Here is a 24,251-nt window from a genome sequence, read left to right on the forward strand (position 1 = left end):
TTTCTCTAGAACGAAAGACTTCGTCGCCAGCAGCGCCGCCGCCCTCGTTCAGTGAGTGGGCTTATAGAACTAACCCCCCGAAACAGTCAACTGCCCTTTTCGAAAAAAATGATCTTTCTTTCAGTCCATTGTTTTTAAAGGGAAATTTCAAGATGGCGCCAAAATGCGGTCGTTTCCCGGATTCGGATCGGCCTGACACGCCTCACGAAAATGAACCTCTTTCGACTTTTCGTGGAAAGAACGCTCTTTCATGTCCCCGCGCCCCGACATCATCACAATCTGCTGGTCTTAAGAGACGCACGATTCACACAGGCAAATGCAGGCAATCTGCCTTTCCCTGAGCGATTTGACTTCCATGCCCAAAATATGCACATCTTTTGCCCCAGCCAGGATGGCCGAGAAATGCTTCCAGAGACGCCTGATGTAAGGACGCGGACCCGACTGCCATGATGACGGAGAAAATGATGATCCGCTCGTTGGGCAACGAGCCTCCGCTTCTGGCCGACGGCAGACGCGCGCCCGACCGGCGCGAGGTTTCCTTGCGCTGGCTCTCGGGCACGTTCCTCACCGGCATTACATCCTCCGTCCTGATGGGCGTCGCCCTTTTTGCCGCCCTTGACGGCCGCCAGCAGCTGGCGATCCCCGCCGAAGCCTATGCAAGTGCCGCGGCAGACGCGCATGAGGATACGGCAGTGGTCCGCGGCGGCCGGCTGATCGCACCCGCCATTGCCGCAAAACCGTCCGACCGCGCCATCATGGAGGTTTCGACCGTCGTTCACGACGGCGAAAAGGAGGTCGTGCGCCGCCAGCCCTTCGCGCATGTGAAGATGACGCTGGCCGCCAACCATGTGGCGACCGAGGACTATCCGGACTTCGATCCCCTGGCGATCTTTTCCGCCGATGAGCCGCAGCCCGCCCCGCAAAGCCGCACCGGCGCGCTTTACGGCTCCGATGTCGAATCCGAAGTCAGCTTGAAGACCATTCCCTTCCCGACCGGCAAGACCAACATGAAGATGGCGTCCGGCCTGTCTCTCGAGGAGGTCGAAGAGAATGTGCGCTCCAACGGCTCGGTGCTGACGGATGGCAACACGCAGCTTGCGGCCCTTTATTACGTCGATCCCCGCCGTTTCTCCAATGAGGATGCCGATGTCGATCTGACCGCCGGTCTGTCCGCCCGCGTGCTCGAACAGAACATGACGGTCTCGGCATCGGAATCGATCACGCCGCAGACCGAAGAATTCGCCGACGACATCCTGCCGGTGCGTGTCGACACGCCGATCGCCAAGGCGCTGACGGATTCAGGCTATCCGCAGCAATATGCCGATGGCATTGCCGGTTTTATCTCGCAGCAACTGGGTTCCACCGATCTCGACAAGGGCGACGTGTTGCGCATCGGTATCATTCAGAAGGGCGAACAGGCAAAGATCATCCGCGCCAGCGTCTATCGCGGCACCCGCCATCTCGTCACCGTTGCTGTTGACGACAAAGGCAGATACGTGCCCGGAAGCGAGCCGCCGATGCTGGATGCCATCGCCACCGCCTTCGATGACAACTCCTTCGCGCCGGCGCCCGGCCAGAATCTGCCGCGCGTCTATGACGGCATCTATCGCGCTGCCCTTTCCTACGGCATGACAAAGGATATGACGGCGCTGATCATTAAGCTGCTTGCCAGCAACGTCGATTTCCAGGCGCAGCTGCGGCCGACCGACAGTCTCGAGGCCTTCTTCTCCGTCGCCGACAGCGCCGGCCAGGCGACCGAGGATTCCGAACTGCTCTACGTCAATGCCCGTTTCGGCGACACGCAGACGCGCTTCTACCGCTTCCAGGATCCGGACGACGGCACGGTCGATTATTTCGACGAGAACGGCAAGAGCATCCGCCAGTTCCTGCTGCGCAATCCGGTTCCGAACGGCATCTTCAAATCGGGCTTCGGCATGCGCCGTCACCCGATCCTCGGTTTCGCCCGCATGCACACCGGCGTCGATTGGGCGGCACCCCGCGGCACCGCAATCATCGCCGCCGGCAACGGCACGGTCGAAAAAGCCGGCTGGGATTCCGGCGGCTACGGCAATCAGACGATCATCCGCCATGCCAACGGCTATGAATCCTCCTACAATCACCAGAGCGCCATCGCCAAGGGGGTCATCCCCGGCGCCAAGATCCGCCAGGGTCAGGTGATCGGCTGGGTCGGCACGACCGGCGAGTCCACCGGACCGCACTTGCATTACGAGCTAATCGTCAACGGCACCAAGGTCGATCCGCTGCGCATCCGCCTGCCGGGCGGCAAATCGCTGCAGGGCGAGGCGCTGGCGAAATTCGAAGATGAGCGCAAACGCATCGATACGCTGCTGAACAACCAGACGGCGGATCAGGTGGCGAGCAAGTAGCCCCCGCAAACAAAATGGCGGCCGAAGCCGCCATTCTTCATTATCATTCATCGGCCAAGCCGGCTTACGCCGCTTCGTTCACCGTCTGCCGTGTCCTGAACTGCAGCCGGTCCGAACCGCTCGTCACCTTCACCGTCGAACCGTCCGGCACCTGGCCGGACAGAATCTGCTCGGCCAGCGGATCCTGCACGAACTTCTGGATCACCCGCTTCAGCGGCCTTGCGCCGTAGACCGGATCGTAACCCTTGTTCGCCAGCCAGTGGCGGGCTTCCTCGTCGAGGTCGATGACGATCTTGCGTTCGGACAAGAGCGCCACCAGCCGCTTCAGTTGGATATCGACGATCGCGCCCATCTCCCCACGCTTCAGGCGGTGGAAGAGGATGATCTCATCGATGCGGTTCAGGAATTCCGGCCGGAAATGCCCGCGCACGACCTCCATCACCTGCTCGCGAACCGTGTCGCTGTCGTCACCGTCCGGCAGCTGCGTCAGATATTCGGCGCCGAGGTTCGAAGTCATGATGATCATCGTGTTGCGGAAATCCACCGTCCGGCCCTGGCCGTCGGTCAGGCGTCCATCGTCCAGCACCTGCAGCAGGATGTTGAAGACGTCGGGATGGGCCTTTTCGATCTCGTCGAACAGCACGACCTGATAGGGCCGGCGGCGCACGGCTTCCGTCAGCGCCCCGCCTTCGTCGTAGCCGACATAGCCGGGAGGTGCGCCGATCAGCCGGGCAACGGAGTGTTTCTCCATATATTCCGACATATCCATGCGCACCATCGCCGTCTCGTCGTCGAAGAGGAAACGGGCGAGCGCCTTGGTGAGCTCCGTCTTGCCAACGCCGGTCGGGCCGAGGAAGATGAACGAGCCGATCGGCCGGTTCGGATCCTGCAGGCCGGCGCGGGCGCGGCGGACGGCGCGGGAAACAGCCTGAACCGCATCACCCTGGCCGATCACCGATTTCGCCAGCTCGTCTTCCATCCGCAGCAGCTTGTCGCGTTCGCCCTCCAGCATCCTGTCGACCGGAATGCCGGTCCAGCGGGAAACGACATGGGCGATATTGTCGGGGCTTACCACCTCCTGCACCATCGCGCCGCGTTCGCCATCCTGCTTTTCGGCATCAACGAGCTGCTTTTCGAGATCCGGAATGACGCCGTAGGTCAGTTCGCCGGCACGCTGGAATTCCCCCTTGCGCTGGGCGATTGCCAGTTCGTTGCGGGCATCGTCGAGCTGCTTCTTGAGATCGGCGGCAAGGCCGAGCTTCTGCTTTTCCGCCTGCCAGCGGGCCGTCAGCGCATCGGCTTCCTCTTCGAGACCGGTGAGTTCGGTCTCCAGCCGCTTCAGCCGGTCGGCAGAGGCAACGTCGGTTTCCTTCTTCAGCGCCTCACGCTCGATCTTCAGCTGGATGATGCGGCGGTCGAGTTCATCGAGTTCTTCCGGTTTGGAATCCACCTGCATGCGCAGCCGCGCCGCCGCCTCGTCCATCAGGTCGATCGCCTTGTCGGGCAGGAAACGGTCGGTGATATAGCGGTTGGAAAGTGTTGCAGCCGCCACCAACGCCGCATCGGCGATGCGCACCTTGTGATGCTGCTCGTATTTTTCCTTCAGGCCGCGCAGGATCGAGATCGTGTCTTCGACCGTCGGCTCGTCGACGACGACGGGCTGGAAGCGGCGGGCAAGGGCCGGATCCTTTTCGACATGTTTGCGATATTCGTCGAGCGTGGTCGCACCGACGCAATGCAGCTCGCCGCGGGCAAGGGCGGGTTTCAGCAGGTTGGAAGCGTCCATCGCCCCATCCGCCTTACCGGCGCCGACCAGCGTGTGCATCTCATCGATGAACAGGATGATTTCGCCGTTTTCCGCCTGGACTTCATTGAGCACGGCCTTCAGCCGCTCCTCGAATTCGCCGCGATATTTCGCACCGGCAATCAGCGCGCCCATATCGAGCGCCATCAGCTTCTTGTCCTTGAGCGATTCCGGCACGTCGCCGTTGACGATGCGCAGCGCCAACCCTTCGACGATCGCCGTCTTGCCGACGCCGGGTTCACCGATCAGGACGGGATTATTCTTGGTGCGGCGCGACAGCACCTGGATCGTGCGGCGGATTTCGTCGTCGCGGCCGATCACCGGGTCGAGCCTGCCTTCGCGGGCTTCGGCGGTGAGATCGCGTGCGAACTTCTTCAGCGAATCGAAACCCTGTTCGGCATTGGAGGAATCCGCCGTCCGCCCCTTGCGGATGTCATTGATGACCTGGTTGAGGCCCTGGGCCGTCACGCCTGCGTTCTTCAGCGTCGAAAAACTCGAGGCCGAGGATTCGATTGCCAGCGCCTGCAGCAAACGCTCCACCGTGACAAAGCTGTCACCGGCCTTCTTCGCCGCTTCTTCGGCGGTCGAAAGGACCTTGGCGAGGGGTTGTGCCAGATAGATGTTGCCGTTGCCGCCGGAGATCTTCGGCAACTTGGCGAGAGCCGCGTCATTGGCAAGACGGGCGGCCTTAGCATCGCCGCCGGCGCGCTCGATCAGCGACGCCGCCATGCCCTGATCGTCGTCGAGCAGGACTTTCAACACATGTTCGGGCGTGAATTGCTGGTGACCTTGCGCCAGCGCATAGGTCTGAGCGGACTGGATGAAACCGCGCACCCGCTCCGAATATTTCTCGATATTCATATTCTACCTCCATGGATCGCCCTGCCCTGACGAGGCGCAGACCGATGATTGAGATCGACCCCCTGAAAAGGCAGGCCGCGCTTGGCCCGTATGGGATTCGGGCGAAGCAGTTCGGAGAGAATATGGTAGCCTGTTCTGCGAGTTTAAAGAGCCCGTAAAATGAAAATCCCCGGCGCGAGACCGGGGATTTTCAAGGCAATTCCGAAGATGGCATGACCTTCCGCTCTCCCCCGAAGGAGAGGCGAAATCCTCATTCCGATGCAGCGTCAGCCAGTACAGGCGCCTCGCCAGAGGCACCCTCGCCTTCTGCTGCTTCGCCTTCTGCGCCGCGGCGCGGGCGACGGGGACGGCTGCCGGTGGCGCGACGGCGGGGCTGGCGTTCGCGCGGCTGACCGCCCGAGCCTTCCTCGTCCATGGCGACTTCGGCCGGAATGCCTTCGATCTCCGGCTGCGGGCCGGTTCCGTCGATGACCTCGGCCTGGGACACCACTGGCGCCGGAGCGGGAGCCGGCTGGGGCCGGGGCTCAGCCTGCGGCCGCGGCTGATGCTGCCTGTTCTGCGGCGGCTGGACGACGACAACATCATCGCCGTCATTGTCGCTGTTATCGATGTCGTCGCCGTCGCGGTCCCCGGCGTCATTGTATTCGCCGCGATCATCGCGCTGGAAACGTTCCTGCATCTGCGCCTGGGCGCTGGCAATGATCCGATTGTAGTGTTCGGCGTGCTGGAGATAATTCTCGGCAATCACGCGGTCGCCGGAGCTTTGAGCGTCGCGGGCAAGCTGCGCGTATTTTTCGGCGATATGCTGGGCAGTGCCGCGAATCTTCACATCGGGGCCGGAACTGTCATAGGTTCGGGTCAGCGGATTGCCGCCCTTGCGGTTGAAATTGTTGTTATTGTTATTTCCGCCGCCGCCGCCGTTGTTATTGTTGTTACCACGCCCTCGACCGCGCTTGTTCTGCTGTCCTGGCCTCATAGATCGTTCACCTGAATTCTCTGTTTGTGATGGATACATGGCACCAACCGCCATGACCGAAAAGCGGGTCAGGACCTTTGTGCCGCGAGCATACTGCGCCTTTGCGCCGACCTGCCGCTTGGTTCTCAAGTCAGATTGACTGATTCACGCATTGGGTCGTGTTCAACCGTTGAAACTCTCGTTTAAAAGAGCGGACCCCCGAGGCAAACCAAGTACCGAACGAATCTCGTTCATTCCTATCTGCCCAACACGTGACCGCAACCTATATCGCTTCCCTGGGAAATCCAAGCCTTTTCTTCGCAATAACAATAATGTCCTGTTCAACGCAGCAATTATCGCCTGTCACGCGAGCGCGAACACGAGCACCCTGTCGTTCTGACCATAATCTTTTACGGATTTGAGACACTTGAAGCCTTTCGCTTCGAAGATCGCCGTCACATCGTTTCGCTGATCGTAGCCGATTTCCAGTCCGAGAACCCCGTCGGGCCTCATGAACCTTGCCGCATCCTTGGCTATGGCTTTATAGGCGTCAAGCCCATCCGGGCCGCCATCCAGAGCCGCAACCGGATCAAATTTCATCACTTCGGGAGCGAGATCGTGAATGACATTGGAAGCAATATAGGGCGGATTTGAGACAATCACGTGAAAGGAGCCCTGGATGCTCTCGAACCATCTCGACTGTATGGCCTCAAAACGATCCTGTAATCCGTTTCTCTCTGCGTTCGATCTTGCCGTCTGAAGTGCATCCGCCGATATGTCGCTGCCGATACCTGACGCCTCAGGACACTCGCTCAAAAGCGCAAGGCATATCGCCCCGGTCCCGGTTCCCATGTCAAGAATATGGAGATCGTCTTGCGCCTTTGCAAGGTCCCGGAGATAGGCAAGCACCGTATCGACCAGGATTTCCGTATCCGGCCGCGGTTCCAGCGTTTCCGCCGAGAGCCGTAACGGCAGCCCATGGAATTCCCGCTCCCCGAGAATGCGATGCACCGGCTCGTGGCCGAGCCGCCGTTCCACCGCCTTGAAAATCACTTCGGCCTGCTCGGAAGAAAGCCGCGCGGCCGATCGCGTCAACAGCTCGGTCGGCGACAGTTTCAAAAGGCCTGCGACCAGCAGCCGCGCATCGGTCGCCGGATCGACGATACCTGCTTCGGTGAAACGGCGGCGCGCTTCGGCAAGCGTGTCGGCGACCGTCGAACTCATTGCTGCTCGCCGAGCTGCGCCAGCTGGCTTGCCTGGTAGTCGGCCATCAGCGCATCGACGACCTCCTCGATTTCGCCTTCCATCATCCGGTCGAGTTTATAGAGCGTCAGATTGATGCGATGGTCGGTCACCCGCCCCTGCGGGAAATTATAGGTTCGGATCCGTTCCGAGCGGTCGCCGGAGCCGACCTGGCTCTTGCGATCGGCCGAGCGCTCGCTGTCGGCCCTCTGCCGCTCGGCATCGTAGAGCCTGGAGCGCAGCACCTGCATCGCCTTGGCGCGGTTCTGGTGCTGTGATTTTTCCGAGCTGGTGACGACAATGCCGCTCGGCAGGTGGGTGATGCGCACCGCCGAGTCCGTCGTATTGACGTGCTGGCCGCCGGCGCCCGAAGAGCGCATCGTGTCGATGCGGATGTCTTCAGCACGGATCTCGATGTCGATCTCCTCGGCCTCAGGCAGCACCGCCACCGTCGCGGCCGACGTGTGGATGCGCCCGCCCGCCTCGGTTTCCGGCACACGCTGCACGCGATGCACGCCGGATTCGAATTTCAGCTTGGCAAAGACGCCCCTGCCGGTGATCGTCGCGATGATTTCCTTGTAGCCCCCGGCTTCGCCCTCGCTCGCCGAGAGCACCTCCACCTTCCAGCCCTTTTCCGCCGCAAAGCGCTCGTACATGCGAAAGAGATCACCGGCGAAAAGGGCGGCTTCCGAGCCGCCCGTGCCGGCGCGGATTTCGAGGATCGCGCTCTTTTCGTCCGCTGCATCCTTCGGCAGAAGCAGGATCTGCATCTCCTGTTCCAGCGCCTCGATCTGCTCCTTCACCTCGGGCAGCTCCAGCTCGGCGAGGTCGCGCATCTCGCGGTCGACCGACCTGTCCTCGAGCAGCGTTTCGAGATCGGCAAGCTCGGCGACCGCCTTTTCATAGACGCGGATCTTCGTCACGACAGGCTGCAGCTCGGAATATTCGGATGCGAGCTTCACATAGACATCGGCAGCCGGACCAGCCGACATGCGCGCCTCGATCTCGCTGAAACGACGTTCCAGCTCGCGCATCTTTTCAACGGGAAGCTTCGCCACCCTTCACTCCGATTCTTCTTAATATCTGTCTAAAGGGGAATATTGTGGCTCTCGGCGAAGCGGGCAAGCACCTCGCGCATCGGCATCAAGGCGTGGTGATCGTCCAACACCTCGTCCATCGCCTTCGTCAGCGCCCCGACATCGAGCCCGAGCAGCATTGCCTTCACCGGTCCGATCGAGGCCGGCGACATCGAGATCGAGCGGAAGCCAATGCCGAGCAGCGCCATCGCCGAGATGGGTTTGCTGGCGAGCTCGCCGCAGAGCGTCACCGGCGTCTTGTTCCGCTCCGCCCCGCGCACGATATCGCGCAGGATGCGCAAGAACGGCTTGCCGAGCGGATCGAAGCGGTCTGAAACCCTTGCATTGCCGCGATCGACCGCCATTGAGAACTGGAAGAGGTCGTTCGAACCGACTGAGACGAAATCGACTGCCTCCATCAGTTCGTCGAGTTGCCAAAGCAGTGCCGGCACCTCCAGCATCGCCCCGAATTGCAGCTTGCGCGGCAAGCCGTGGCCGAAGCGCGAGAGATGCTGCACTTCCTTCTGCAACAGCTCGCGCACCATCCTCAGCTCGGAAACCTCGGTCACCATCGGTACCATCAGCTTCAGCTCGGTGTCGGCCGATGCCTTCAGCAGGGCGCGCAACTGGGTGCGCAACAGTCCCGGCCGGTCGAGCGACAGCCGGATGGCGCGCCAGCCGAGTGCCGGATTTTCTTCCTCATGGCCGCGGAAATAGGGCACCACCTTGTCGCCGCCGATATCGAGCGTACGGAAGGTGACGGTGCGGCCCGCCGCCTGTTTTATCACATTGCGATAGAACTGCTCCTGCTCGTCCGCCTTTGGCATGGTGGAGGCGATCATGAACTGCAGCTCGGTCCGGAAGAGGCCGATGCCCTCGGCGCCCGATTCCGAAAGCTGCGGCAGGTCGACCAGCAGCCCCGCATTCATCATCAGCGCGATCCGCTGCCCATCCCTGGTCACCGGCTCGACGGCGCGCAGCGCCCGGAACTGCTCCTGCCGCCTGGCGCGGAAGCGCACCTTTTCCTCGTAGGAACGGCGGTGATCGGCCATCGGCCGCAGATGCACATGCCCCTCGTCGGCGTCGATGATCACGGCATCGCCGTTCTCGGCGAGCGCCACCACACCCGCCGCCTGGCCGATGACCGGAATGCCCATGGCGCGCGCGACGATCACCACATGGCTCGTCACCGCGCCTTCTTCCAGCACCAGTCCCCGCACATTGGAGCGCGGATAATCGAGCAGCTCGGCCGCGCCCATGGCACGCGCCAGGATGATCGCGTCGCTGGGGAAACCTTCGGCGGTCGTCCGCCCGGTATAACCCGTCAACTGCCTGAGCAGCCGGTTCGCCAGATCCTCGAAATCATGCATGCGTTCGCGCAGATAGGGGTCGGTCAGGCGCATCATCCGCGCCTTGGTGTCGCTCTGCACTTTTTCCACAGCCGCTTCCGCCGTCAGGCCGTTGCGGATCGCCTCCTCGAGCTTGCGCACCCAGCCCTGGTCATGTGCGAACATCCGATAGGTTTCGAGCACCTCGCGGTGTTCGCCTTCCATCGAGACGTCGCGACGCGACAGCATGTCGTCGATCGAGATCCGGAGCGAGCCCATGGCTTCGGCCAGCCGCCGGATTTCCTTCTCTGCATCCTCGTTGAGCAGGTTGGTGACGACGATACGCGGCTCGTGCAGCACGACGTAACCGAGGCCGATGCCGTCATTATAGGTGTCGCCGTCGATCGTCACCGATCGTGTCAGGTCGAGTTCGAGGCCGGGCTTGGTGATCTTCTTCAGCTCGCCGGTGGCGATCATCTCGGCAAGCACCATCGCCGTCGTTTCGAGCGCTTCCACCTCCTCGTCGCGATAGTTGCGGCTCGCCTTGTTCTGCACGACGAGAACGCCGAGCGAGCGGCCGGTTCTCAAGATCGGCACGCCGAGGAAGGAATGATAGATTTCTTCGCCCGTCTCCGGCAGGTAGCGGAACGCCGGATGCGACTGCGCGTCGGAAAGGTTCAGCGGCTGTGCCGAAGCGGCGATCGTACCGACGAGGCCCTGCCCCATCTTCAGCTGCGCCAGATGCACGGCCTCTCGATTGAGGCCTTCGGTCGCGTAGAGTTCGAGCACGCCGTCGGCGCGCAGCACATAGACGGAGCAAACCTCCGCCACCATATTGCCGGCGATCTGCCGGACGATCCGGTCAAGACGCTCCTGCGGCTCCAGCGGCTCTGCCATCAACTCGCGCAGCCGCCTGAGCAGCACGCGCGGACCGCCGGAAAGGTCTCTCATGGCGTCTCAAGCTCCCGAAACAACGCACTCACTCCCGGCGGGCCGGCCCTTGTCTCCTCAACCTGAAGGGGCAGGCCGCCCACTGGGAATCAATTCTTATCCAGACCGTAGCAGGAATGCAAAGTCCTGACAGCGAGTTCTGCATAAGGACCGTCGATCAGGATCGAAATCTTGATCTCGGAGGTGGTGATCGCCTTGATGTTGATGCCTTTTTCAGCAAGTGCACGAAATGCGGTGGCGGCAACGCCCGCATGGCTGCGCATGCCGATGCCGATGACCGACACTTTCACCAGCCCCGATTCGTTCTGCACGACATCGTAGCCGATCTTCTCCTTATGGTCGCCGAGCACCTTGATCGCCTTCTCGACGTCGCCCGACGGCACGGTGAAGGTCATGTCGGTCTTCGACCCGTCCTCGGAGATATTCTGGACGATCATGTCGACATTGATATGGGATTCGGCGAGCGGCCCGAAGATCGCCGCGGAAACGCCCGGCCGGTCGGCAAGACGGCGAAGCGAGATCTGAGCCTCATCCTTGGCATAGGCGATGCCGGTGACTACTTCCTGTTCCACGATTTCATCCTCGTCACAAATCAGCGTTCCGGGCGGGTTTAGCAGATCGCCCATGCCCGGAGCATCGGGATCTTCGAATGACGAGCGCACGAAGGTGCGCACCTTGTGCACCATGGCGAGCTCGACCGAACGCACCTGCAGGACCTTGGCGCCGAGCGAGGCCATCTCCAGCATTTCCTCGAAGGCGATCTTCTTCAGCCTGCGCGCCTTCGGCACGATGCGCGGGTCGGTCGTATAAACGCCGTCGACATCGGTATAGATATCGCAGCGATCGGCTTTGACAGCTGCCGCGATGGCGACGGCCGACGTATCCGACCCGCCGCGCCCAAGCGTCGCAAGGCGGTTGTCAGGCCCCAGTCCCTGGAAGCCGGCGATGACGGCAACCTGTCCCTCGCCCATCCGTTTGACGATGTCGGAACCGTCGATCTCCAGGATCCGCGCCGCGCCATGCGCATTGTCGGTGCGGATCGGGATCTGCCACCCCTGCCAGGAACGCGCATTGATATCCATCGCCTGCAAGGCGATCGCCAGCAGCCCCGAGGTCACCTGCTCGCCGGAGGCGACCACCGCATCATATTCGCGCGCATCGTAAAAGGGAGAATTGGCGCCGATCACTTTCGGCATGCCCTGCACCCAGCCGACCAGTTCATTGGTCTTGCCGGACATGGCCGATACCACAACCGCCACCTCGTGACCGGCATCGACTTCGCGTTTCACATGGCGGGCAACGTTCTTGATGCGGTCCAGGTCAGCGACGGACGTGCCGCCGAATTTCATTACGATGCGTGCCATATGCCTCTACCACGACTGGCGCCGGAAAACGGAAACCCGGACCCGGCATCACGAAAGCTCCGGGGCAGAGCGGCCTGGCCAAAGAGCAGCCATCCCAACCTCTGGAACCGCTCTAAAAAGCCCAGGCCCCAAAGGCCCCAAGTTGCGGCGTCTCTTAGCGAGTTTGGCGGGGGGAGGCAAGCGCGCGCGATAAAAGCTGTTGCGAGCGGCTCAGCCCTCGTCGGTCGCCGATCTCCACGCCCCTTGACTTATGCCCCCGATCGTCCGACTTCACTTGTCGGAACGCAAGGAGTGGACGATGACGGAAACCGCCAGAAGCACGATCGACCAGGGCGAAGTGGACCGCTTCTCGACGATGGCGGCGGAATGGTGGAGCCCGACCGGCAAATTCAGGCCGCTGCACAAATTCAATCCGGTCCGCCTCTCCTATATAAGAGACAAGGCCTGCGAGAATTTCGGTCGCGACCCGAAAAACGCCCGCCCGCTCGAGGGTCTGCGCGTGCTCGATATCGGCTGCGGCGGCGGCCTGCTGTCCGAACCGGTCGCCCGTATGGGCGCCTCCGTCGTCGGCGCCGATCCGTCCGAGAAGAATATCGGCATTGCCTCGACCCATGCGAAGGCCTCCGGCGTTTCGGTCGACTATCGCGCCGTCACCGCCGAGGAACTCGCCGAGGCCGGCGAAACCTTCGATATCGTCCTCAACATGGAAGTGGTCGAACACGTAGCCGACGTCGAGTTCTTCATGACGACCTGCGCGAAGATGGTCCGCCCCGGCGGCCTGATCTTCGTTGCCACCATCAACCGCACGATGAAGGCAGCAGCGCTTGCCATCTTCGCCGCCGAAAACATTCTACGCTGGCTGCCGCGCGGCACTCACCAGTATGAGAAGCTGGTTCGCCCGGAAGAGTTGGAAAAGCCGCTGACAGCAGGCGGCCTCGAGATCACCGACCGGACCGGCGTCTTCTTCAATCCGCTGTCGAACCAGTGGAACCTGTCCAAGGATATGGACGTGAACTATATGCTGCTGGCCAAGCAGCCTGCATAGCTAGCAATAAGCCGACTAAACTTTCAGCATCTGCGCGCGAGCAAGCAGATCCTTTTGGGTTTCCGCGTTGCAAGCGGCAAGTTCCTTGACTCGGTCGCGATCGATTGTCGTCCCCGCTCCGTCAGGCCCGTAAGGCTGCTTGAACGTAAAAGCGCCGGGGCTTGGCCCGTGATCGGCGAGATATTCGAGGCGTTCGACACCCTCCTGCCAATCCGGCCTGTGATGGCCAGACACCCACCACAGAACCAGCGGCGGCCATGTCTGTTTCACATTCCAGCTGCGCGCATGTTTAAGCGCCTCCGCATGCACACCATTATAGGTAAAGGCCATCAGGCTCTCGATGTCGGCCCAGAGCGAAAGGGAGGAGGGTGCTGATGTAAATCCGCTGCCCTCGATATAACGGGGAAAGGCCTGAACGCCCCAGCTTCTGACTCCGGGATAACCGGCATAGCCGGAGCGTCCGATGAAGCCGCAGGCACGGGCGGCGGCTTCGAAATTCAAAGGCTCGCGGAGAACGAAGCCTTCAACCGTTTCGCTTTCGGCAGGCGCGACGTGCAGGCCGAAATTGTAGAAGGCCAGCCGCGCGGAAGGCATTTCAGTTCACATCCTCGGGCAGAACAGGGATAGCGGCGATCTCGATACCCTCTTCCACGAGCGCCTGCGCCTCGTCGAACGTCGCCTGGCCGATAATGCCGCGGGCATCCGCCTCGCCGTAGTGGATCTTGCGGGCCTCCTCGGGAAACTGCGTGCCGACATCCTCGGAATTGGCCTTGACGGCCGCAACCGCCTCTTTCAGTTTTTGCAGGGCTTCCTGGCGCATGGCATCCATCGCCAGCGTCTGCCTCTCGTCCTTTTTCCGCGCCGTCGAGACCGAAGGCGCCATCAGCAGCTTGGACACGGCGGCGGAATGGCAGACCGGGCAGGTCAGGAAACCGGTCGCGGCCTGGCGGTCGAAATCGGCGCTTTCAGAAAACCAGCCTTCGAATTCATGGGCATTGTCACAGGTGAGCGAATAGCGGATCAAGCGGCAACGCCTCCTGCGACTTCCCCCGCAATCCTCTCGACCGAAAATTCCCGGCCATTCCTCAGGTTCGGGATCTTGTCATGCGCGGCCTTGACCGCGCCGGGGTCGATCTCGGCGACGATGACCGCCTCGCCGGTGCCGCCGGCAGACGCCAGCACCGTGCCCCAGGGGTCGATGATCATCGAATGGCCGAAGGTCTCGCGGCCGTCCTCGTGCCGGCCGGCCTGCGCGGCGGCAATCACGAAGACACCGTTCTCGATCGCGCGAGCCCTGAGCAGGATCTCCCAATGCGCCTCGCCGGTCTGCTTGGTAAAGGCAGCGGGAACCGTCATCACTTCGGCGCCGGCAACCGCCTGGGCGCGGAAGAGCGCGGGAAAACGCACGTCGTAGCAGATGGCAAAGCCCATTTCGGCAAAGGGTAGCGACAGGACGCGGGCCTCCGAGCCGGCTGTGTAGGCCGCACTTTCACGCCAGCTCTCGCCATTGTCGAGATCGACGTCGAACATATGGATCTTGTCGTAGCGATTGAGCATCCTGCCGTCAGGGCCGAACAGGAAACCGCGATTGGCGATCTTGCCGTCGGCAAGGGCGATCGCCGTCGAGCCGACATGCATGTGGATGCCGAATTCGGCGGCGAGATCGGAGCCGGTCTTGACGATAATGTCATGGGCCTCGTCGGCGAGCACGGCGCGCGCCGCCGCGCGGTCGCGCTGCAGCATGCCGGTCATCTCGGGCGTCTGCACATAGGTCGCGCCCTGGCCGGCGGCCTCGCGCACCAGCCGCGCCATGGCGGCGGCATTCTTCACCGGATCGACCCCGGAACACATCTGGATGGCGGCAGCCTTGAAGCTCATCGGTTCGTCCTCAGGCCACCAGCATCGGATCGAGCTTGCCGGCCCGATCCAGCGCAAAGAGATCGTCGCAACCGCCGACATGATCGACGCCGATGAAGATCTGCGGGAAGGTGGTGCGCCCGTTCGACTTGCCGATCATCTCCTGGCGAAGATCCGGCGAGTAGGTGGCGTCGTGCTCGACATATTCGACGCCCTTTTCTTCGAGCAGGGACTTGGCGCGGCTGCAATAGCCGCAAAACTGCCGTGTATAGATGGTGACGGGTACCATGATCTCTCCAGACCGATGCCGGGTATTTCTGTCATATAGGCTCGGACAGAGCCCTTGCAAAGGTCAAAACCGTTATCTCGGCCGCCCCCGCCTTGCGCAATGTCCGGCTTGCTGCAGCGACCGTCGCCCCTGTTGTATAGACGTCGTCGACGAGCACGATGCGCTTGCCGAAAATGTCGTTTTCGCGACCCTTGGCAATCGCGAAAGCGCCCCTGACATTATCCTCACGCGCCTTCGCGCCAAGGCCGACCTGCTGGCTGGTGCGCTTGACGCGGATAAGCGTTGCGGCCAGCAGCGGCTTGCCCGAAAGCCTTGCCATGTGGCGGGCAAGCTCGGCGGCCTGATTGAACTTGCGCGCCAGCATGCGGGTACGGTGCAGCGGCACCGGGATCAGCGCATCGCAGCTTTCGACCGCTCCGTCGGAGGCGCGCAGCATCCAGGCGGCCATCATCGGCGCCAGATCGGTGCGATCGCGATATTTCAGCCCATGAACGAGATCGCGGACCGCATGGTCGTGGGTCGCAGCCGACCGCAGCCGGTCGAAGGGCGGCGGGTGGGCGATCGCCTCGGCGCTGAGGATGCCGGCGCCGAGATCGTGCGAGAAGGGAATGCCGAGCACTTCGCAATAAGGCCGTTCGATGAAGCGGATGCCGGACCAACACTTTGCGCAGAGCCCGCGATGACCGCCTGTGGAAATACCGCAGACCGAACAGGCCGGCGGATAAAAGAAATCGGCAAGCACCGAAAACGGCCGCAAGAGATGCGTCCGCAAGACCTTTGACGGACTTTCGACATCGATCGGCCCCATGCCAACGAGGCTAGCGCATAATCTCGAAAAGGAAAATCGTCTTGCCGCTTAAACCGTGCGGGACTAAGGACATCGCCATGGAAACGATTTTCGACAAGGCCCTGATCGCCGTGCATCGCCATCGCGCGCTTGTCAACAACGACCCGAAAGCCGCCTTCCTGCTCGACATCGCCGGTGAAGAAATGGCCGAGCGGCTTGCGGTCGTCGAGCGGACCTTCGAGACCGCCGTCGAACTGCATGGCGCAACGGGGGCTGCCGCCCGTGCCGCGCTGGCGACGGGCAAGATCGGCACGATGATCCGCGTCGAGAGCGAGAAGGCCTATGCGATCCCGGGAGAAACCCTGATCGAGGCGCCGCTCGAGGACGTGCCGCTCGAGCCACAATCGGCCAATCTCATCCTTGCGCCCCTCAGCCTGCATCTGACCAACGATACGCCTGGCGTCTTCATCCAGATCCGTCGCGCCCTGAAGCCGGACGGCCTGTTCCTGGCTGCGATCCCCGGCGCCGGCACGCTGCAGGAATTGCGCGACGTGCTGCTGACCGCCGAGGTCGAGATGACAGGCGGCGCAAGTCCGCGCGTCATCCCTTTCGCCGATGTGCGCGATGTCGGCAGCCTGATGCAGCGCGGCGGCTTCGCGCTCCCGGTGATCGATGCGGAGAACTACACAGTACGATATGATTCGCTCTTTCCGCTGATGCGGGATCTGAGAGCGATGGGCATGAGCAATCCGCTTGCAGCGCGCGGCCGCGCGCCGCTGACGCGCGCCTTCTTCCTGCGCGCAGCCGAGATCTATGCCGAACGCTATGCCGATCCCGACGGACGCATCCGCGCCACCTTCTCGATCATCTATGTCTCGGGATGGGCTCCGCACGACAGCCAGCAAAAGCCGCTGAAGCCGGGCTCGGCCAAGGCACGCCTTGCCGATGCGCTGAAGGTGGAAGAGCACAAGCTCAGGCAATAGATACCGGGTAGCCGGCAGCTTCTTCAATTCACTGGCAGATTGTTATTGATCACGTTGAAGACGTTCTGCAGCGCATTGGTAAAAAAGCCCAGACCGGAGATGAGCGCAGTGCAGATGATGGCGGCGATCAGGCCATATTCGATCGCCGTCGCACCTCTGTTATCCGCAAGAAATGCTTTCATAAGACGCATTACCCCAACCTTTAGCGCGAAGACGACAAACGACCATTCCACGACCATCGGGCGATGGCCGGCACTTTCAGCAACCGGCGCCGACGCCGTAGCCCTGGACGACGCAGACCGAGCCGGGCGTATCCTGGAGGACGCTGCGGCGGATCGTATAACGCTTGCCGCTTTCGGTCTTCGGGATCGATCCTGTCGTCATCGTGTCGAATTCAACCGGCGCGCTGGCAAAGACGCTCTTCTTCGAGGAATCCGCAAGCATCGGCGTCAGGATCAGCGTCAGCGCTACCACCGCCGTGCCGAACAGAAGGGCGATATTGAGCGCACCCGTCCTGCGCGAGGCAGACGAAACCCGTTCCTTTTCCCGGACAGCTTTCCAGAAATCATCGTCCATGACGTCAAGCCTTTTAATACACGCACGCCAGATGCTTGATTGAGGCCGATCTTTGGCAGAAGGTGTTAAACGATCCATTAATATCCACAGCCGAAAACGGCGTGGCACAATAATAATCAGCTAACGCTAATGCATGTCGCCCGGAACTGTGCCGCGGTTCCAGGATAACGACAGGCAATGGAATAAAAATAAAGCGCGTCGCACCAATCAAGTTCAACGGGACGCGCTTTAAAGTAAATCCTGCAGCATCGGGATGAGCGGCTCGTCGGCCGGCGGCATCGGGTAGTCGCGCAGCGCCTGCGGACGCACCCATTTCAGCGCCTGGCCCTCCCGACCCTGGGGAATGCCCTCATAGCGCCGGCAGATATAAAGCGGCATCAACAGGTGGAAAGTCTCATAGGAGTGGCTGGCGAAGGTCAGCGGCGCCAAGCAGGCGATCTTGGTATTGATGCCCAGTTCTTCCTCGAGCTCACGCACCAGCGTTTCCTCCGGCGTCTCGCCGGGCTCGACCTTGCCGCCGGGAAATTCCCAGAGCCCCGCCAGCGACTTTCCCTCGGGACGCTGTGCCAACAGGATACGCCCGTCGGCATCGATCAGCGCACAGGCGGCGACCAGCAAAATCTTCCGGCCTGCATCGCTCATCGCGGCTCCCGCTGCCAATAACAATAATGATAGGCGTCGCGAAAGCCGAGGCGCTCATAGAGGGCGATGGCCGGACGGTTGGACAGCTTCGCCTGCAGCCAGGCCGACCGGGCGCTGCGCATGCGCGCCCAGCGCAGCGCCGAGGTCAGGATCTCGGTGCCCAGTCCCTCGCGCCGCCGCGTCTCGGAGACCGAAAGCGACATAATGCCGGCAAGGTCGTTGTCCTGGACGCAGAGTACGGTCGCAAGCGGGCCGTCCGCCGCATTCTCGATCATGAACAGGCCCGACGGCGGCTTGATCGCCGAAATGATTTCGGCAAGCGCCGGCTTCAAGCTCAGTGGCGCCCGTTCGACGGCGAGGTTGGCGTCGACGAAACGGCCGACATCATGGGTCGGCAGGTGATCGAGCGTATCCGGCAGCGCGGCCTCGGCAAGATCGCAGGTCATCACGACCGTCTCGTCGAACCGCGTCCAGTTTTGCGCACGGAGAAGATCGATCAGCACCGGCGAGGCAAGCGGCGTCTGGCGGATGACGGCAGCGCGGCCATAGGCCTCGAACTTCCGGCTCGCCTTTTCCAGGCGGATTTCGACGTCGCGATGATCCGAAGGATCGAGCGGCACGATCGAATTCAGCCGGTTGGACGGGTGGCCGGCCGTCAGCCGCACCTGCCAGCTGCCGTCGTATTGCACTGATGCCGCCGGCCAGGCACGAAAGCCGACGGCCTCCAGCCTGCGCACCAGCGGCAGATTCTGTGAAGAAATGGATGCCTGCGTCAATGAACGATCAGCTCCGATAGTCGCCATTGATCGCAACATATTCCTTGGTGAGGTCGCAGGTCCAGACGGTTGCGGTGCCGGCGCCGAGGCCGATATCGACTTTCACGGGGATATCCTGCGCCTTCATGACGGCAGAGGCGGCCGCCTCGGAATAATCCGGGTCACGCTCGCCGTTGACGGCGACCCTGATGTCGCCGAACCAGATAGCAAGCCGGTCTCGGTCGGCCATCTCGCCGGATTTGCCGACGGCCATGACGATGCGGCCCCAATTGGCGTCTTCGCCGGCAGCCGCAGTCTTGACCAGCGGCGAATTGGCGATCGATAGACCGATGCGCTTGGCGGCGGCATCGCTCTCGGCGCCCGTTACGGTGATTTCAAGCATCTTGGTGGCGCCCTCGCCGTCGCGCACCACCTGCAGCGACAGATCCTTCAACACTTCGTTGAGGGCGGCGCGAAAGGCTACAAGGCGCGGGTCGTCGGCGCGCTCGATGCGGGCCTGGCCGTCCTCGGCTGCGGCCCCCGTCGCAAACAGCATCAGCGTATCGGAGGTGGAAGTATCGCTGTCGACGGTCATGGAATTGAAGGTCGGACCGACGCCGTCAGACAGAAGCACCTGCAGCGCGGCAGGCGCGATGTCGGCATCGGTGACGACGAAGGAAAGCATCGTCGCCATGTCGGGCGCGATCATGCCGGCACCCTTGGCAATGCCGTTGATCGTCACAGAGACGCCGCCGATCTCGGCGCTGCGGGTCGAAACCTTTGGGTAGGTGTCGGTCGTCATGATCGCCTTGGCGGCCTCGAACCAGAAATCGCCGGTCGCTTCGACCTGCATCCGGTCGAGGACCCCTGCGAATTTGGTGGCATCGAGCGGCTCGCCGATGACGCCGGTCGAGGCCAGATAGACTTCGTTTTCGGCGCAGCCGACGGCAGCGGCGGCCGACTTCGCCGTCAGTGCGGTCGCCTGGCGGCCCTTCAGGCCGGTGAAAGCATTGGCATTGCCTGAGTTGACGACGACGGCGCGGGCGCTGCCATGGGGGAGATTGGCCCGGCAGAAATCGACGGGCGCCGACGGGCACTTCGAGCGGGTGAAGACGCCCGCAACCGCTGCCGGTCTGTCGAAGACCATCATCAGCACGTCGGTGCGGTTCTTGTACTTGATGCCGGCGGAAGCCGTCGCCATGCGCACACCACGCAGCGGCGGCATCGAGACGAAGGATTTCGGAGCGAGCGGAGAGACGGAACCGGACATGATGAGACCTGCCAATGAGCATTTCCGGGCGAAAAATGGAACCGGCTCGCCGTCGGGAAATGCGACAACAACGACGATAGTGAAGGGCCCGGAAGAACCGGGCCCAGATGCGATATTACTGCTTCGGCGCCGGTGCGGCAGGCTCGCTGCCCGGCTCCGGCTGCTTGTTGGCCTGGTCGTAACCCTTGCGCAGCGTCTCGTCCGTGATCTCGATCTTGGCCGAGGCCTTCGCCTTGTTCAGAAGCTCAAGATACTTGTCGCGCATGACGAGCTGACGAACCTGATCCTGCACCTGCTCGAAGGGCGGCGGCGGGGCATCGCGCTTATCCTCGACCTTGATGACGTGATAGCCGAAATCGGTCTTGACGGGCGTCTTGGAATAGGTGCCCTTCTCAAGCGCGAAGGCCGCGTCCTCGAATTCCTTGACCATGCGGCCGCGCGAGAAATAGCCGAGATCGCCGCCTTCCGACTTGTTCGGATCGGTGGATTTTTCCTTGGCGAGTTCGGCGAAATCCTTGCCGGCGTCGAGCTGCTTGATGATGTCCTTGGCTTCGTCCTCGGTCTTGACGAGGATATGACGGGCGTGGACTTCTTCCTGCTTCGGCAGGGCAGCGACTTCCTTGTCGTAGCGGGCCTTGACTTCTTCAGGCGTCACGATGTCGACGACATGCTTCTTGAAATAGGCGTTGTGCAGCTCGCGATCGGTAAGATACTGCATGCGCTTCTTGAATTCGTCGGTCTGATCGAGCTTCTCGGCCGCAGCGTCGGCGGCAAGCAGCTTCACGTCGATGGCTGCGGAAAGGGCTGCGACCTTCTTCTGGTCGTCGGGAAGCTGCGCCAGCTGCGGGTCGAGATTGGCGACCGCGAGGTCGAGTTCCGACTGGTGAATTTCCAGATTGCCGACCTTGGCGATGACGGCGTCATCGGCATAGGCCGGGGCCTGGAGCGCAACAAAAGTTGCAAACGCCAGAACGGCAAGTTTGTTGGTGCTCAACATGAAATACCCTTCACAGTTACATCGCCGGTTTCAGCATCGCCTGAATCCAGCCCAAAATAGCCCTCAACACCGGATTGTGGCCTTTCTGTATCCGCCAAATCCGTTGACATCATTCGACCCCCCTCTTATCTGTCACGCAACCTCGCGTCCAGAACAGTTTCCGGGCGTTTTAAGGCGCGCGCCTGATTTTCGGCTGGGCCGCGAACAAGAAACGTCGGGGATGAATATTGAGAAAGGACCAGTCATATGGTCAGCTTTGGCGGTATAGCCCGCAAGTTATTTGGGTCTTCCAACGACCGCCGCGTGCGGTCCTACCAGCCGAACGTCGTTGCCATCAACTCTATCGAAGAGAAGACCAAGGCCCTGACGGACGAGCAGCTCGCGGCAAAGACCGTGGAGTTTCGCACCCTGCTCGCCGAGGGCAAGACGCTCGACGACATTCTGATCCCGGCCTTTGCCGTCGTGCGCGAAGCCTCGCGCCGCGTTCTCGGCCTGCGACCTTTTGACGTACAGCTGGTCGGCGGCATGATCCTGCATTCGAATGCGATCGCCGAGATGAAGACCGGCGAAGGCAAGACCCTCGTCGCCACCCTTCCGGTCTATCTGAACGCGCTTTCCGGCAAGGGCGTGCACGTCGTCACCGTCAACGATTACCTCGCCCAGCGCGATGCCGCCACCATGGGCCGCGTCTACGGCTTCCTCGGCATGACCACCGGCGTCATCGTCCACGGCCTCTCCGACGAGGAGCGCCACGCGGCCTATGCCTGCGACATCACTTATGCCACCAACAACGAACTCGGCTTCGATTATCTGCGCGATAACATGAAGTACGAGAAGAACCAGATGGTTCAGCGCGGCCACAACTTCGCGATCGTCGACGAAGTGGACTCGATCCTCGTCGACGAGGCGCGCACGCCGCTGATCATCTCCGGCCCGCTCGACGACCGCTCCGAACTCTATAATACGATCGACGCCTACATTCCGCTGCTCGTCCCCAGCGATTACGAGATCGACGAGAAGCAGCGCTCGGCCAACTTCTCCGAAGAGGGCACCGAGAAGCTGGAAAACCTGCTCCGCCAGGCCGGCCTCCTGAAGGGTAACGCACTCTACGACATCGAGAACGTCGCGATCGTCCACCACGTCAACAACGCGCTGAAGGCCCATAAGCTCTTTCAGCGCGATAAGGACTATATCGTCCGCAACGACGAAGTCGTCATCATCGACGAGTTCACCGGCCGCATGATGCCGGGCCGCCGCTATTCGGAAGGTCAGCACCAGGCGCTCGAAGCCAAGGAAAAGGTGCGGATCCAGCCGGAAAACCAGACGCTGGCTTCGATCACCTTCCAGAACTACTTCCGCATGTACGCCAAGCTCGCCGGCATGACCGGTACGGCGCAGACGGAAGCGGAAGAATTTGGCAACATCTACAATCTCGATGTCATCGAGGTCCCGACCAACCTGCCGATCAAGCGCCTCGACGAGGACGACGAGGTCTACCGGACCTTTGACGAGAAGTTCAAGGCGATCATCGAGGAGATCCTCGACGCCCACAAGCGCGGCCAGCCGGTGCTGGTCGGCACGACCTCGATCGAGAAATCGGAACTGCTGGCCGAGCGTCTGCGCAAGCAGGGCTTCGACGACTTCAAGGTGCTGAACGCCCGCTATCACGAGCAGGAAGCCTATATCGTCGCCCAGGCCGGTGTGCCCGGTGCCATTACCATCGCCACCAATATGGCCGGCCGCGGTACCGACATCCAGCTCGGCGGCAACCTCGACATGCGTATCGAGCGCGAACTCGGCGAGGTCGAAGCCGGTCCGGAACGTGACGCCCGAATCCAGGCGATCGTCGAGGAGATCAAGGAACTCAAGCAGAAAGCGCTCGCCGCCGGCGGTCTCTACGTCATCGCCACCGAACGCCATGAAAGCCGGCGCATCGACAACCAGTTGCGCGGCCGCTCCGGCCGTCAGGGCGACCCCGGCCGCTCGAAATTCTATCTCTCGCTTCAGGACGACCTGATGCGCATCTTCGGCTCCGACCGCATGGACAGCATGCTGACCAAGCTCGGCCTCAAGGAGGGCGAGGCGATCGTCCATCCCTGGATCAACAAGGCCCTGGAGCGCGCCCAGAAGAAGGTCGAAGCCCGCAACTTCGATATCCGCAAGAACCTCCTGAAGTATGACGACGTTCTCAACGATCAGCGCAAGGTGATCTTCGAGCAGCGTCTCGAACTGATGGAATCGACCAATATTTCCGAGACCGTTTCCGACATGCGCCGTGAGGTGATCGAGGACATGGTCGAAAAGCATATCCCCGAGCGCGCCTACGCCGAACAATGGGATGCCGCCGGCCTGAAGACCGGTGCCTTGAATATCCTCAATCTCGACCTGCCGGTCGAGGACTGGGTGAAGGAAGAAGGCATCGGCGAAGACGATATCCGCGAGCGCCTGACGGAAGCGGCCAACGCCGCCTTCACGGAAAAGGCCGAGCGTTTCGGCGACGATATCATGCATTATGTCGAACGCTCGATCGTCATGCAGACGCTCGATCATCTCTGGCGCGAGCACATCGTCAATCTCGACCATTTGCGCTCCGTCATCGGCTTCCGCGGTTATGCCCAGCGCGATCCGCTGCAGGAATACAAATCGGAAGCCTTCGAGCTGTTCACGGCGCTGCTCAACAATCTGCGCGAGGCCGTCACCGCTCAGCTGATGCGCGTCGAGCTGGTGCAGCAGGCCCCTGCCGAGCCGGAACCGCCGCTGATGCAGGCCCATCACCTGGATCCGACGACCGGCGAGGACGATTTCGCCCCGGCGATCTACCAGGCATCGGAAGTCATCGTTTCTCCTGAGAACCGCAACCCCGATGACCCGGCCACCTGGGGCAAAGTCGGCCGCAACGAGACCTGCCCCTGCGGTTCCGGCAAGAAATACAAGCATTGCCACGGCGCCTTCGAACAGGTCTGAGACAAACCGCAAAGACCCAGAAAATGCCGCCTTCGGGCGGCATTTTCTTTTCTAGCAATCGCAATTTCAGGGTCGCGCAGCAGGCCCGATCCGGAACCGTTTCTTAACCCTGTTCTGT

General features: G+C 61.8%; 21 protein-coding genes. 4 read left to right on the top strand and 17 right to left on the bottom strand.

Features of this window, described 5'->3' with window-relative positions; genetic code table 11:
* The first annotated feature begins 446 nt into the window (after positions 1–446).
* Positions 447–2,387 (top strand): M23 family metallopeptidase, encoded by a 1,941-nt coding sequence (locus CO667_RS31415; protein WP_097622048.1) that lies wholly within the window; start codon positions 447–449, stop codon positions 2,385–2,387.
* Between the two features lie 64 nt (positions 2,388–2,451).
* On the opposite strand, the gene clpB is transcribed toward CO667_RS31415, so the two are convergent.
* From clpB to CO667_RS31445, 6 genes are all read right to left on the bottom strand, one after another.
* Positions 2,452–5,052, bottom strand: coding sequence for an ATP-dependent chaperone ClpB (gene clpB / locus CO667_RS31420; RefSeq protein ID WP_097622049.1), 2,601 nt, complete (start codon positions 5,050–5,052; stop codon positions 2,452–2,454).
* 250 nt (positions 5,053–5,302) lie between these two features.
* Entirely contained in the window at positions 5,303–6,028 is a 726-nt protein-coding gene (locus CO667_RS31425; RefSeq protein ID WP_097622050.1) for a DUF4167 domain-containing protein, read from the bottom strand.
* Positions 6,029–6,370: 342 nt separating this feature from the next.
* Entirely contained in the window at positions 6,371–7,231 is an 861-nt protein-coding gene (prmC, locus tag CO667_RS31430) for a peptide chain release factor N(5)-glutamine methyltransferase (RefSeq protein ID WP_097622051.1), read from the bottom strand.
* Complete coding sequence (gene prfA, locus CO667_RS31435; RefSeq protein WP_097622052.1) at positions 7,228–8,307, bottom strand: peptide chain release factor 1; 1,080 nt, start codon at positions 8,305–8,307, stop codon at positions 7,228–7,230. Before prfA ends, prmC begins: the two co-directional genes overlap by 4 nt.
* A 29-nt stretch (positions 8,308–8,336) precedes the next feature.
* The gene (gene ptsP / locus CO667_RS31440; protein WP_097622053.1) at positions 8,337–10,604 is read right to left on the bottom strand and encodes a phosphoenolpyruvate--protein phosphotransferase; all 2,268 of its coding nucleotides are present in this window, start codon (positions 10,602–10,604) and stop codon (positions 8,337–8,339) included.
* Positions 10,605–10,693: 89 nt separating this feature from the next.
* Positions 10,694–11,968, bottom strand: a complete 1,275-nt coding sequence (locus tag CO667_RS31445) for an aspartate kinase (RefSeq protein ID WP_049732790.1) — start codon at positions 11,966–11,968, stop codon at positions 10,694–10,696.
* Positions 11,969–12,266: 298 nt separating this feature from the next.
* Between CO667_RS31445 and ubiG the strand changes: the two genes are divergently transcribed.
* Positions 12,267–13,013: a bifunctional 2-polyprenyl-6-hydroxyphenol methylase/3-demethylubiquinol 3-O-methyltransferase UbiG gene (gene ubiG, locus CO667_RS31450; protein ID WP_097622054.1), complete on the top strand. Its 747-nt coding sequence runs from the start codon at positions 12,267–12,269 to the stop codon at positions 13,011–13,013.
* Positions 13,014–13,028: 15 nt separating this feature from the next.
* Here the strand turns inward: ubiG and CO667_RS31455 are convergent, their stop codons facing one another.
* The 5 genes from CO667_RS31455 to CO667_RS31475 are packed head-to-tail and all read right to left on the bottom strand — an operon-like array spanning position 13,029 to position 15,967.
* Positions 13,029–13,607, bottom strand: coding sequence for a DUF3291 domain-containing protein (locus CO667_RS31455; RefSeq protein ID WP_097622055.1), 579 nt, complete (start codon positions 13,605–13,607; stop codon positions 13,029–13,031).
* Position 13,608: 1 nt separating this feature from the next.
* Complete coding sequence (locus CO667_RS31460) at positions 13,609–14,037, bottom strand: DUF1178 family protein (protein WP_097622056.1); 429 nt, start codon at positions 14,035–14,037, stop codon at positions 13,609–13,611.
* A complete protein-coding gene (locus CO667_RS31465) occupies positions 14,034–14,891 on the bottom strand; it encodes a carbon-nitrogen hydrolase family protein (RefSeq protein ID WP_097622057.1) in 858 nt (285 codons plus the stop codon). Before CO667_RS31465 ends, CO667_RS31460 begins: the two co-directional genes overlap by 4 nt.
* A gap of 10 nt (positions 14,892–14,901) precedes the next feature.
* Complete coding sequence (gene grxC / locus CO667_RS31470; protein WP_097622058.1) at positions 14,902–15,159, bottom strand: glutaredoxin 3; 258 nt, start codon at positions 15,157–15,159, stop codon at positions 14,902–14,904.
* A gap of 31 nt (positions 15,160–15,190) precedes the next feature.
* The gene (locus CO667_RS31475; RefSeq protein WP_097622059.1) at positions 15,191–15,967 is read right to left on the bottom strand and encodes a ComF family protein; all 777 of its coding nucleotides are present in this window, start codon (positions 15,965–15,967) and stop codon (positions 15,191–15,193) included.
* A 77-nt stretch (positions 15,968–16,044) separates the two neighbouring features.
* Here CO667_RS31475 and CO667_RS31480 point away from each other — a divergent pair, with 77 nt between their 5' ends.
* On the top strand, positions 16,045–16,929 hold the full coding sequence (locus CO667_RS31480; protein ID WP_097622060.1) for a methyltransferase domain-containing protein: 885 nt from the start codon (positions 16,045–16,047) through the stop codon (positions 16,927–16,929).
* Positions 16,930–16,952: 23 nt separating this feature from the next.
* On the opposite strand, the gene CO667_RS31485 is transcribed toward CO667_RS31480, so the two are convergent.
* The 6 genes from CO667_RS31485 to CO667_RS31510 all read right to left on the bottom strand — a co-directional run bounded on the left by CO667_RS31485 (position 16,953) and on the right by CO667_RS31510 (position 21,169).
* The gene (locus CO667_RS31485) at positions 16,953–17,120 is read right to left on the bottom strand and encodes a Flp family type IVb pilin (protein ID WP_097622084.1); all 168 of its coding nucleotides are present in this window, start codon (positions 17,118–17,120) and stop codon (positions 16,953–16,955) included.
* A gap of 67 nt (positions 17,121–17,187) precedes the next feature.
* Positions 17,188–17,505, bottom strand: a complete 318-nt coding sequence (locus CO667_RS31490; protein WP_097622061.1) for a hypothetical protein — start codon at positions 17,503–17,505, stop codon at positions 17,188–17,190.
* Positions 17,506–17,733: 228 nt separating this feature from the next.
* Entirely contained in the window at positions 17,734–18,147 is a 414-nt protein-coding gene (mutT, locus tag CO667_RS31495; protein ID WP_097610166.1) for an 8-oxo-dGTP diphosphatase MutT, read from the bottom strand.
* Positions 18,144–18,950, bottom strand: a complete 807-nt coding sequence (locus CO667_RS31500) for a GNAT family N-acetyltransferase (RefSeq protein ID WP_097622062.1) — start codon at positions 18,948–18,950, stop codon at positions 18,144–18,146. Before CO667_RS31500 ends, mutT begins: the two co-directional genes overlap by 4 nt.
* Positions 18,931–20,172, bottom strand: coding sequence for a bifunctional glutamate N-acetyltransferase/amino-acid acetyltransferase ArgJ (gene argJ, locus CO667_RS31505; protein WP_097622085.1), 1,242 nt, complete (start codon positions 20,170–20,172; stop codon positions 18,931–18,933). Before argJ ends, CO667_RS31500 begins: the two co-directional genes overlap by 20 nt.
* Before the next feature lie 115 nt (positions 20,173–20,287).
* On the bottom strand, positions 20,288–21,169 hold the full coding sequence (locus CO667_RS31510) for a peptidylprolyl isomerase (RefSeq protein WP_097622063.1): 882 nt from the start codon (positions 21,167–21,169) through the stop codon (positions 20,288–20,290).
* Between the two features lie 246 nt (positions 21,170–21,415).
* On the opposite strand from CO667_RS31510, the gene secA reads away from it, so the two are divergent.
* A complete protein-coding gene (secA, locus tag CO667_RS31515) occupies positions 21,416–24,133 on the top strand; it encodes a preprotein translocase subunit SecA (RefSeq protein WP_097622064.1) in 2,718 nt (905 codons plus the stop codon).
* Positions 24,134–24,251: the final 118 nt, after the last annotated feature.

Origin of the sequence: Rhizobium sp. L43 (genome assembly GCF_002531725.1) — a bacterium.
Lineage (GTDB): Bacteria > Pseudomonadota > Alphaproteobacteria > Rhizobiales > Rhizobiaceae > Rhizobium.

Bases quoted from the DNA above. Each gene is read 5' to 3' on its own strand.
- CO667_RS31485 (WP_097622084.1), bottom strand. From the start codon at position 17,120: ATGCGTCTTATGAAAGCATTTCTTGCGGATAACAGAGGTGCGACGGCG.
- CO667_RS31510 (WP_097622063.1), bottom strand. From the start codon at position 21,169: ATGTTGAGCACCAACAAACTTGCCGTTCTGGCGTTTGCAACTTTTGTT.
- CO667_RS31425 (WP_097622050.1), bottom strand. From the start codon at position 6,028: ATGAGGCCAGGACAGCAGAACAAGCGCGGTCGAGGGCGTGGTAACAAC.
- CO667_RS31480 (WP_097622060.1), top strand. From the start codon at position 16,045: ATGGAAACGATTTTCGACAAGGCCCTGATCGCCGTGCATCGCCATCGC.
- ptsP (WP_097622053.1), bottom strand. From the start codon at position 10,604: ATGAGAGACCTTTCCGGCGGTCCGCGCGTGCTGCTCAGGCGGCTGCGC.
- prmC (WP_097622051.1), bottom strand. From the start codon at position 7,231: ATGAGTTCGACGGTCGCCGACACGCTTGCCGAAGCGCGCCGCCGTTTC.
- mutT (WP_097610166.1), bottom strand. From the start codon at position 18,147: ATGAGCGATGCAGGCCGGAAGATTTTGCTGGTCGCCGCCTGTGCGCTG.
- clpB (WP_097622049.1), bottom strand. From the start codon at position 5,052: ATGAATATCGAGAAATATTCGGAGCGGGTGCGCGGTTTCATCCAGTCC.
- CO667_RS31445 (WP_049732790.1), bottom strand. From the start codon at position 11,968: ATGGCACGCATCGTAATGAAATTCGGCGGCACGTCCGTCGCTGACCTG.
- CO667_RS31500 (WP_097622062.1), bottom strand. From the start codon at position 18,950: ATGGCGACTATCGGAGCTGATCGTTCATTGACGCAGGCATCCATTTCT.
- CO667_RS31455 (WP_097622055.1), bottom strand. From the start codon at position 13,607: ATGCCTTCCGCGCGGCTGGCCTTCTACAATTTCGGCCTGCACGTCGCG.
- secA (WP_097622064.1), top strand. From the start codon at position 21,416: ATGGTCAGCTTTGGCGGTATAGCCCGCAAGTTATTTGGGTCTTCCAAC.
- CO667_RS31415 (WP_097622048.1), top strand. From the start codon at position 447: ATGATGACGGAGAAAATGATGATCCGCTCGTTGGGCAACGAGCCTCCG.
- CO667_RS31475 (WP_097622059.1), bottom strand. From the start codon at position 15,967: ATGGGGCCGATCGATGTCGAAAGTCCGTCAAAGGTCTTGCGGACGCAT.
- ubiG (WP_097622054.1), top strand. From the start codon at position 12,267: ATGACGGAAACCGCCAGAAGCACGATCGACCAGGGCGAAGTGGACCGC.
- CO667_RS31490 (WP_097622061.1), bottom strand. From the start codon at position 17,505: ATGGACGATGATTTCTGGAAAGCTGTCCGGGAAAAGGAACGGGTTTCG.
- grxC (WP_097622058.1), bottom strand. From the start codon at position 15,159: ATGGTACCCGTCACCATCTATACACGGCAGTTTTGCGGCTATTGCAGC.
- argJ (WP_097622085.1), bottom strand. From the start codon at position 20,172: ATGTCCGGTTCCGTCTCTCCGCTCGCTCCGAAATCCTTCGTCTCGATG.
- CO667_RS31465 (WP_097622057.1), bottom strand. From the start codon at position 14,891: ATGAGCTTCAAGGCTGCCGCCATCCAGATGTGTTCCGGGGTCGATCCG.